Annotated in this window: 1 protein-coding gene; it reads left to right on the top strand. The window is 68.8% G+C overall.

Annotation, left to right across the window (positions count from 1 at the left end; all coding sequences use genetic code 11):
• Positions 1-372 (top strand): hypothetical protein (locus ISP15_RS18405; protein ID WP_404549458.1); only part of this gene is annotated, 372 nt, incomplete at both ends.

The following is a 372-nucleotide window of genomic DNA, read 5'->3' as shown; positions in this document are numbered from 1 at the left end:
GGCGATCTCGCGTCCAACCATGACGTCGCCGCGCAGTTGGGTCACTTCGATGGCGTGGGCCGTTTGCGCGCCGGCAACGACCTCTCGCTCGCCCTGGCGGGCGACTACATTAACCCGGCCGGCAACACCCTGTTCGCCAATGGTGACTTCACCGTCACCCTCGGCGGCGCCTTCACCAATGCCGCGGGCGCCACCCTGCAAAGCGCGGGCGCGCTGACCCTCACCGCCAACAGCCTCGACAACCAGGCGGGCGCCGCGATCAACAGCGCCACCACCACCCTCACCGCCGCCACCCAAAGCAACGAAGGCCGCATCGAGGGCGACACCGTCACGCTCAACGCCGGCGACCTCACCAACACCGGCACCGTGATC

This window comes from Dyella jejuensis (genome assembly GCF_044904675.1).
Taxonomy (GTDB): Bacteria; Pseudomonadota; Gammaproteobacteria; order Xanthomonadales; family Rhodanobacteraceae; genus Dyella_B; species Dyella_B jejuensis.
This window is presented reverse-complemented; position numbering and strand designations above follow the sequence as displayed.